The sequence below is a fragment of the Microcoleus pseudofavosus SVA1_A4 genome (genome assembly GCF_036700565.1).
GTDB lineage: Bacteria > Cyanobacteriota > Cyanobacteriia > Cyanobacteriales > Microcoleaceae > Microcoleus.
This window is the reverse complement of the sequence record NZ_JAUBPE010000047.1, coordinates 48,857-58,027: the sequence shown is the minus strand read 5'-3', so window position 1 is coordinate 58,027 and position 9,171 is coordinate 48,857. Positions and strand designations below refer to the sequence as shown.

Annotated in this window: 9 protein-coding genes; 7 read left to right on the top strand and 2 right to left on the bottom strand. The window is 47.3% G+C overall.

Features of this window, described 5'->3' with window-relative positions:
• Positions 1-190: 190 nt before the first annotated feature.
• The gene (locus tag QUA02_RS20155; protein ID WP_333030146.1) at positions 191-1,507 is read right to left on the bottom strand and encodes an FAD-binding oxidoreductase; all 1,317 of its coding nucleotides are present in this window, start codon (positions 1,505-1,507) and stop codon (positions 191-193) included.
• Between the two features lie 97 nt (positions 1,508-1,604).
• Between QUA02_RS20155 and QUA02_RS20150 the strand changes: the two genes are divergently transcribed.
• The 4 genes from QUA02_RS20150 to QUA02_RS20135 all read left to right on the top strand — a co-directional run bounded on the left by QUA02_RS20150 (position 1,605) and on the right by QUA02_RS20135 (position 5,259).
• A complete protein-coding gene (locus QUA02_RS20150) occupies positions 1,605-3,068 on the top strand; it encodes an ATPase domain-containing protein (RefSeq protein ID WP_333030145.1) in 1,464 nt (487 codons plus the stop codon).
• Between the two features lie 402 nt (positions 3,069-3,470).
• Positions 3,471-3,842 (top strand): response regulator, encoded by a 372-nt coding sequence (locus QUA02_RS20145; protein WP_333030143.1) that lies wholly within the window; start codon positions 3,471-3,473, stop codon positions 3,840-3,842.
• The gene (locus tag QUA02_RS20140) at positions 3,839-4,999 is read left to right on the top strand and encodes a hybrid sensor histidine kinase/response regulator (RefSeq protein ID WP_333030142.1); all 1,161 of its coding nucleotides are present in this window, start codon (positions 3,839-3,841) and stop codon (positions 4,997-4,999) included. Before QUA02_RS20145 ends, QUA02_RS20140 begins: the two co-directional genes overlap by 4 nt.
• A gap of 5 nt (positions 5,000-5,004) precedes the next feature.
• Complete coding sequence (locus QUA02_RS20135) at positions 5,005-5,259, top strand: DUF4079 family protein (RefSeq protein WP_333030141.1); 255 nt, start codon at positions 5,005-5,007, stop codon at positions 5,257-5,259.
• A 96-nt stretch (positions 5,260-5,355) separates the two neighbouring features.
• Here the strand turns inward: QUA02_RS20135 and QUA02_RS20130 are convergent, their stop codons facing one another.
• The gene (locus QUA02_RS20130; protein ID WP_333030139.1) at positions 5,356-6,207 is read right to left on the bottom strand and encodes a DALR anticodon-binding domain-containing protein; all 852 of its coding nucleotides are present in this window, start codon (positions 6,205-6,207) and stop codon (positions 5,356-5,358) included.
• Between the two features lie 355 nt (positions 6,208-6,562).
• Between QUA02_RS20130 and QUA02_RS20125 the strand changes: the two genes are divergently transcribed.
• The 3 genes from QUA02_RS20125 to mtnB all read left to right on the top strand — a co-directional run bounded on the left by QUA02_RS20125 (position 6,563) and on the right by mtnB (position 9,102).
• Positions 6,563-7,420 (top strand): Crp/Fnr family transcriptional regulator, encoded by an 858-nt coding sequence (locus QUA02_RS20125; RefSeq protein ID WP_445305187.1) that lies wholly within the window; start codon positions 6,563-6,565, stop codon positions 7,418-7,420.
• Between the two features lie 124 nt (positions 7,421-7,544).
• On the top strand, positions 7,545-8,213 hold the full coding sequence (locus QUA02_RS20120; protein ID WP_333030150.1) for an HAD-IB family phosphatase: 669 nt from the start codon (positions 7,545-7,547) through the stop codon (positions 8,211-8,213).
• 259 nt (positions 8,214-8,472) lie between these two features.
• Positions 8,473-9,102, top strand: coding sequence for a methylthioribulose 1-phosphate dehydratase (mtnB, locus tag QUA02_RS20115; RefSeq protein ID WP_333030149.1), 630 nt, complete (start codon positions 8,473-8,475; stop codon positions 9,100-9,102).
• Positions 9,103-9,171 lie beyond the last annotated feature (69 nt).

Below are 9,171 nucleotides of genomic sequence, written 5' to 3'. Positions count from 1 at the left end.
ATAGTCTTACCCGATGGTAATATCTGATTGCCTCTTCTATGATACATTATTGCGTTGACAATTAATCCACCCTGCTTCTTAAGGGGGGCTAGGGGGGATCTAGAGCCTAATCGTCAAACAGTATATCGGTACTACATAAGACGTTAAGTTGACACCAATAAAAACTGAACTCCTGACTATAAACTTTAAACTAAATACCGCTTATAAAACGATGGGGGCTCAAAAGATTTTCCGGGTCAAACTGCTGTTTAATCCGGCGCATTAAATCGATCGCACTTCCAGTATAGCCCCAAACATCTAACTGTTGCTTGAGGTCGGTCGGCGCTGCTAAAACAGTCAGAAAACCGCCTTTCGCTTCGCACCCTCTGCGTACCTGCAACAGCGTTTGGGCCGTCGCATTCTCAAACCGCAAAACCCCCAAACCGCTGCCTGCATGAATCAAAGCGTCCTGTACCGGCAATTCGTTAATGGCCGTTACAGCTTCCGACGGTCTGATTCCTATTTTGCAAATAATTGCCGACTTTGTGTTACAATTCCACATTGTTTCTGGCAATCTTTGCCATAACTGATGCTCATCATTCTCGCAGCAGCTACTGCCTTGCAAACCCAACTTTTCGCCAACTTCCAGCAAGCGGGCTGATTGTTGTTTAACACTTTCTCCGATACTTTGAAATCTGACGATTAATCCCGAACCCTTTCCTAAGCCTAATTTTGCGACTAATTCAGGTGACAGCAAATCAACGGCACTTGGTGTCAAAGCAGAGGATAATAAGATTTGAGCCGTTTGGGACAAAGCATTAATTTCCCCTGTCAGCACTACAGTTCCCGATGATTCAGGCAGCGGATAAACTCGGAAAGTTACTTGACTGATGATGCCCAATGTGCCGTAAGCACCAGTAAACAGTTTCATCAAGTCGTAACCGGCGACATTTTTAACAACTCGACCTCCGGCTACAGCAATTTTACCGTCCGATCGCACAAAGGTAATTCCCAACAGCAAATCGCGCACCCCCCGATAGCGATGCCGCAAGGAACCCGCATCAGCAGTAGCGATAATTCCGCCCAAAGTTGCCTCTTGCGGATACGCCGGATCGATCGGCAAAAATTGACCTGCTGCCGCTAAAATTTCCTGCAAATCCGCAAACTTCATTCCCGCTTCCGCAGTCACGGTTAAATCGCCCACAGCGTGTTCTACAAGCCGGTTCAGGCGTCCCGTGCTCGCGGCAATTTTGACTCCCTTGACTAAACCGCCCCAATCAAGTTTGCTGCCACTGCCACAAGGCAAGACTGCACAGCGATTTTGCCGGGCCCAAGCAATGACAGCCGCGAGTTCTGCCTGAGTATTCGGGTAAACGGTGCACTCTATTTTCGTGCCAGGGGCCACTGCTTTTTCGATCCGTTCTTGCCAAAATGGCTGTGTATCTTCCCAGGGACAGATGCCAGCAGTGCCGACAATACTTTCTAGTTCTTCTGTGCTAACGTTATCTTCGGTAGAGAAAACTTTCATTAAGGTTATCAGACGCCCGGTCAAACAAATAATCAAATAACTGCCTAAAACTATTAAATATTAAGAAGGGCGCGATATTCTCAAGATGAAGAAACAAATGTCGGAAAACCGATTATCAGTAGGAATTAGCGGTCTGGACGAAGTGATAGGAGGTGGCCTGATCCCTCAGCGCTCTTATCTGGTGCGGGGCGGCCCCGGTACTGGCAAGACAACGTTGGGATTGCACTTTTTGGCAGCAGGTGTGGCTCTGGGAGAAACGCCCCTGTTTATTACTTTAGGAGAACCGGAAGCGCAATTGCGTGCCAATGCCGAAACTCTCGGTTTTGATATTGAAGCGATGGCGTTCCTCGATTTGAGCCCATCCTCCGAATTTTTTACAGAAGTTCAGACTTATGATATTTTCTCCCCCTCCGAGGTTGAGCGAGAACCGACTACACAAAAGATTATTGAGCGAGTCCAAGCTGTCAAGCCGCAACGGGTGTTTTTGGACGCGATAACTCAATTTCGCTACTTAGCAGCGGATGAGTTTCAGTTTCGCAAGCAAGTTTTGTCTTTTCTGCGGTTTTTGGTGGAAGGCGGGGCGACAGTGGTGTTCACCTCCGAAGGCACATCAAGTGCTCCTGACGACGATTTGCAATTCATCAGCGACGGAGTAATTTATTTAGAACTGCGCCCTGAAGGACGCGCCCTGTCTGTCACCAAGCTGCGAGGCTCCAACTTCCGCAGCGGCCGCCATTCGCTGCGCCTGACTCAGACTGGTATGGAGGTATTTCCGCGACTGCTTCCAGACAACTATCAACAGGATTTTGTGGCTGAAGCGATTTCTGCTGGGGTTCCAGAAATCGACGAACTACTGCACGGGGGACTGGAACGGGGGACAGTGACGGTGATTAGCGGGCCTAGCGGCGTGGGTAAAACGACGGTAGGGATTCAGTTTATGAAGGAAGCGGCAGGAAGGGGGGAGCGATCGGTAGTTTACATTTTTGAGGAGTCAACTTCTACTCTGCTGCAGCGCTGCGAATCAGTTAACATCCCGGTTGGGGTAATGATTGGGCAAGGAAGTCTTTCGGTGATACCTGTGGAACCTTTGCTGTACTCGCCGGATCAGTTTGCCTGTATGGTACGCCAGGAGGTGGAGCAGGAAAAGACGCGGATTGTGATGATTGACAGTATTTCTGGCTATCAGCTTTCGATGCAGGGGCAAGATTTGGTGAACAATTTGCACGCTTTGTGCAAGTATCTCAAGAATATGGGAGTCACCGTTATCTTGATTAATGAGGTAGAAGCCCTTAGCGGAGATTTTCGGCTGACCGAGATCGGGATTAGCTATTTGGCGGATAATCTTCTGTTTATACGTTATCTGGAACGCCAACTGCATAATAGGACAGAAATCCGCAAGGCGATCGGAGTAATTAAAAAACGAGTCAGCAATTTCGAGAGAACTCTGCGAGAACTCGAGATTACTCGCTACGGCATCAAAGTCAGCAAACCGATAGGGGGGCTGCGCGGCATTTTGAGCTCGGCGCCGGTGTGGATTGAGGAGGGAGCGGATGAAGATTGAATCGGGGCTTGTCGTGCTGTTTTTGGGCAATTGCAGCTAATTTTGCAGTAGTGAATCAAATTAGTAGGGTGCGCACCGCGCACCTCACCACTAGCCTCTGTCCTGGAAAACTTAAATATATTGGTAAATTTGTGTATTTTTCGACTTTTATCGTAGTGTAGTTTTCAATTCTATGAAATACACTAGGGGCAAAGGGCACGCGGCCGTGTCCTGTACCCCTACTGTATTTCACTCAACTGAAAACCGATGAAATCCCTCGCCGAAAAGTAAGCTAATACCAGATAAAAAAAACTCCAACTTTATGCACGATCCAAACCCATATATAATCAGTCATTCCCTATTCTTCAATTCTTTAATCTAAAATCTAAAATAGTAGAACTCGTATTGAAAGGAAGCTGATAGATGACTGAAAACTCAATAATTTTAGCGGTTGACCGCAATCACCGAAACTTGGAACTCCTAGCACAATTTCTCAACAAAGAAGGATACCAGATGATCGCAGCTTATAGCTTTGAAGATGTTGCACAAGCTATCAGTCAGCCTGCTAGGATCGGGATGGCTTTAGTAGATATTTCTGGTTTCGACCGCCGGATTTGGGACTGCTGCGAAAAATTGCGAAATCACCAAATCCCTTTTATGATACTCTCGCCCAAACAAAGCGCTGCCATTCAGCACGAAAGCCTCTACCACGGTGCTCGGAATATATTGGTAAAACCTTTGATAGTTAGAGATTTGCTGGGAATTGTTCACAGCTTGCTAGGAGAACTTGCGTGAGTCAAATTTTATTGCTTGTCGAACAGAAAGAAAATCGCCGCCTGTTATTAGAATGGCTAGCTGTTTACTATGAGGTATTGCTGCCACACTCAACAGAAAATAGTGAGGAGTTTTTACCATTTAATCAATCTTTTGACCTGGCGATAATTGACGGTCTTGCCCTGAAACGCCACTGGCAATGGGTGGCAGCCCAAAAACAGGCCGAACACCCGGTATCCTTGCCTTTTCTTTTGATTACATCCCGCTCGGATGTAGGGATGGCAACGCAATTTATTTGGCAAAGTATTGACGATTTGATTATCGCTCCGATCGAGAAAATAGAATTGCAAGCGAGGGTGGAGATTTTGCTGCGATCGCGCCAGTTGTCTTTAACTCTCAAATTGTCTCACGACCAGCTCGATCGCACTCTGCAAACAGCTCAAGAACTCAACGAGATGAAAACATCTTTGCTGTACATGATTGCCCATGATGTTCGCAACCCTTTAAATTTCATCATCGGCACTACACAACTTCTTACCAAGTACAAGTTGACATTAACAGAGGAGAAAACACAAGAACTTCTAGACAAAACTCAAGCCGCCGCAAAAGGCATAGATTTGTTATTAGATGATGTTCTGCTGCTGGGGCGTGTTGAGTCAGGACAAGCCGGGTTTTGCTTGGTACCGCTAGACTTAGCAAAGTTTTGTAATGAGTTGGTAGGGGAATTTCAGAACAGCCTGAAGTTGAAACCTCAAACTGACCCGGTGACGCTGATTTTTGTGAATCACAGTCAATCGGCGATCGCGTGTTTGGAGGTCAGCTTGCTCCGGCGCATTCTGGGCAATTTGCTGTCAAATGCTATTAAGTATTCTCCCCCAAATACCGAAGTAATTTTTGAATTCAAACTTACTGAAACTGAGGCTATTTTTTCGGTACAGGATGCAGGAATTGGCATACCTGTCGCAGACCAAGAACGGCTGTTTGATTCATTTTACCGGGCTAAAAATGTCGGTCGCATTCCCGGTACTGGACTGGGGCTGAGCATTGTTAAAAAATGCGTTGACTTGCACGGCGGCGAAATTACTTTGAGTAGTGAAGAAGGCGTCGGCAGTACATTTACAGTAACGCTGCCGATCGCAAAACCTGGAAAAAATCAAATCTCGCCTGCAACGCCTTAAACTAGATGCAGGAACTATCTTGGGATTTCAAGACGGGATTTTTCGCAGGGACGATGAATGGCTGGTTTCTTATTTTTACGGCATCGCTGCCGCTTTTGATGGTTTTTTCGCTGGCAATTACGCCGGAATTTTATCAGGCTCGATCGCACCGCTGGCGGAAAATTCACACTGTTTTAAACTGCATCGCGCTGCTATTTCTCTGTCAAAGACTAACGGCTTCTCGCTATTTGTTGGAAATTCGTTTAAACTGGCAAAAATAACTCAGTTATTAATGCGATTTCAAAAATTAAACTTGTCAGAAACAGCGCCAAAATACAGTAAGATACTTTATTTTATGCTCGTTATTACTTTCTAACTCAAAGTTCTAAAGGAGCAATAGCGTTAAACAAATTTTCTAGGATAAATCGCAGCAAAGATTGTGTTGCTAATACTAAACCCAATCTGGATTGGGCGAGTTTTGGCTGTTCTATTTTAACTTCTCCCCAAATTCGGCACTGACTGTAAAAGGTCTGAAATGCTTCGCTCAAACTATTGGCTAATTTGAAATAATTGACAGGCTTTTCGCGTTTTGTTACTTCAAAAATAGGATATAAATTGTCTAGCACTGTTAACAGTTGCGATATTAAATTGCATTCTGCTGGATGTACTAACCGCAGTCGATCGCCACCGTCAATCCAAGGGATAGGATTTGGACTTGCCAGCGACCAAATTTCGGGTGCTGTAGCGACATCGGGCTGCGCGATCGAAATTAGGCGATCGCGGTGGGCCATTCGCAGCAGAGAACAGCAGCGCGCGTGGCTGTACTGAATGGGAAACAGCCGATCGGCACACACAACAGGAGATAATATTGTAGATTCTGGAACTGGGAGGTTCGTTTGAGCTAAACGCTGCAACCAGACGGCTAAACCCGCATCAGTCAACTCCAGCTCGATAATTCCAGCCGGCGCGACTTTAACTGCGAAATCTGGGCCGCACAGCGGTTCGAGAGTTTCGGCCAACTGTGCCGCGATCGCCTGCGGTGTCTGCTGCCAAGTTTTAGCCAATTTCAGGGCGATCGCAGACACGTACAGCACCCGCGCGCTATCTTTACCCCGATTTAACGGAATTTCAGTCAGTGTCCCCTGCTGGGCGATCGCGCTTTGGAACCTTGAAAGCAAGAAACGCTTCACTGTAACTTCCAGGCACTGCTCCATATTTGCTGTATCCATATCGGCCGATCCTGCGGTAACAGCGACGGTCGATTGTTACCGCTTGCACTGTTGTTGTACGTTAAACTGCTGATGTCAGAGATAGTCGATCGGCTCCCCCGGGCGGGGCTACATCGAAATCATCGGCTTTATAGCGATTTTTGGGCTCAACATACAATAATTTACGACAAATTCTTTGCTGAATTCTACCATTTTGATGTATTTTTTGCTACATTAAATCTTTCGGTAAAACTGAGAAAAGTTAGCACAGTTAAGCTAGTGTAAGCTCGATCGCGGGTTGGTTATCTCACTTTGTATCGCACTGCTGGCAGAAGCTGTTTTTCTTACTGATTAAATATATCCCAGAGCCTCACTTATGCAATCAACTTCCACACCTCTAGAGACTATCGATCGACCGTTTATCACTTGGCAGCGAATTATCGACTGGGCCCAGGAACACTACCGCTACCGGACTTTTAGCAAAGACGAGCGGATTCCCGCCAGACCCGGACTGCTGTATTTAGTCCAGAAAGGTTCTGTGCGGCTCGTAGGCAGCGCTCAAGTTAGCGCCGCAGCCACGAAGTCAAAATCCGCTGACAAAACTACAGAAGAAGCTTTTTTGGGCTTCGTCGGCGCCGGTCAGCCGTTTGAACTGGTTGCTCAGTCTCCGTTTACTCTCCAAGCTTACGCCCACGCAGATCAAACTCACGTAGTGTGGATGTACTGGCACGACTTGGATAATTGGCCTCACTTCCGCAGGGAAATTTTGGATGCGTTTCGCTACCAGCACCAGCGGAAACTTCTCTGGCTGAGCACTTTGGGACAGCGCCGGACGATCGACCGACTGCTGGGATTTCTCACTTTGTTGATCGAAGAGTTCGGCGAACCTTACGTAGGTGAGGCTGAACCGGATGTGGTTCGGGGCTACCGGCTGCCTTGGACCTTGACTCACGCTCAAATTGGCAGCGCGATCGGCTCGACGCGGGTGACGGTGACGCGGCTGATGGGTAAGTTGCGATCGAAAGGTTTGATTAATACTGAGGATGATAATTTAATCTGTTTGCCGGCTAAGTCTAACCCCCAAAAGACAAAAAACCAAAAACAGGACGTAGAAGCATTCCTCGAAGATTCCCTCGAAGATTCCCTCGAAGATTCTCTCGAAGATTCCCTCGAAGATTCCCTCGAAGATTCTCTCGACGATTCCCTCGAAGATTCTCTCGAAGAATCTGCATAAAATCCTGCGGGCAATTGCCAACAAACAGCGCGTCACTATTAGTTTTTCGCCGTCGCGCTCTGTCGCTCGACAGTGTACGATGAATTGTGTAAAATTTTCCCGCGATCGAAAGGTGCGACTGACAATGACCGATGACAAGCAAAAATCTCCAATCCCGAACAGTCAGCAACGGGTGGTATTCTGCGACTTTGACGGCACGATAACCGTTGAAGAAACTTTTGTGGCAATGCTCAAGCATTTCGCACCGGAATTGTCGTCTCAACTGATGCCTGAAATATACGCTAGAAGGCTGAGTTTGCGATCGGGAGTGCGGCAGTTACTAGAGTCTATTCCCTCGGAACGTTATGGGGAAATTGTGGAATTTTCTAGGGGAAAGCTGATGCGGCCGGGATTGGTGGAATTGCTGGATTTTTTGGACGAGCGAAAAGTGGATTTTGCGATCGTTTCCGGCGGGCTTCGGGTCATGGTAGAGACGGTAATGGGGGATTTGGTACACCGGGCGAGCGCTATTTACGCTGTGGATGTGGACGCTAGCGGCCCTCGCTTGCAAGTCAATTCTGAGTTTGAAGGAGATGCGGAATTGGTGTCTAAGGTACGGGTGATGGGACAGCACCCGGCCCGGGAACAGGTGGCGATCGGAGATTCGCTGACGGATTTTAACATGGCTTTGCAGGCTTCGTCGGTGTTTGCGCGCGATCGGCTTGCCGAGTATCTAGACGAACAGCAAAAGCCTTATACTAAATGGGATAATTTTTTTGACATTTTGGAAAGTTTGTCCCAGAAATGGAAGTGAAACTATCGGCTTTCTCAAGAAAAGCTATGTGTGTATTGGTAAAGTACGCACTGCCCACCATACGTTTAGATAAGCCAGGGCAATTCCTATTAACTCACATCTTGCACCATTGTCAATAAGCCTTTCACGAGCGGGCAGGATGCCCACCGCACAAGAAAATTTACTCTTCGCTTCACAGGCATCTTGCCTGTTCTTGAGAATGGTGCAAAATGTCACTATTAACGTAAAAAGTAGATTAAAAGCTGAGGATTTGCAAAGAATGAGTGGCGATTTGAGATCGGATTTAATTGCAGCAGCCAGACATTTTTACGATCGCGGTTGGATGGTTGGTACTGCTGGCAATCTTTCAGCCCGCTTACCAGATGGCAGTTTTTGGATTACTGCTAGCGGCCGCGCGAAAGGGCAGTTAACTGAAGAAGATTTTATCAGAATGAGCTCAGACGGCGCAATTGTCGAGCAACCTGTTCCCGACAGCCGCCCTTCGGCCGAAACCAGCATTCATTTAGCCGTTTACAATTGTTTTCCAGACGCTAAAGCTTGCTATCACGTCCACTCCATTGAGGCAAATTTAGTTTCTCGGCTAACAGCAGGAGATGCAGTGCCTTTACCCGCGATCGAAATGCTGAAAGGTTTGGGGGTGTGGGAGGAAAACCCGCAGGTGGCGATACCCCTATTTGCAAATTATTTGGAAGTCCCTAAAATAGCCAAGGAAATTTGCGAATCCTTTGCCATTTGTGCGCCCTCTGTACCTGCTTTGTTAATTCGCGATCACGGCATCACAGTCTGGGGAGACTCGCCAGCGGCCGCCTACAATTACGTAGAAATTGTAGAATACATTTTTCGCTACACGATCGCGGCCCGCCAATTAAATCTAGATTTGAAATGTTAAATTAGGACAGTCTTGGACGCAGCAGAGGTAGGGACACGGCAGTGCCGTGTCCCTACGGCACTCGCGAGT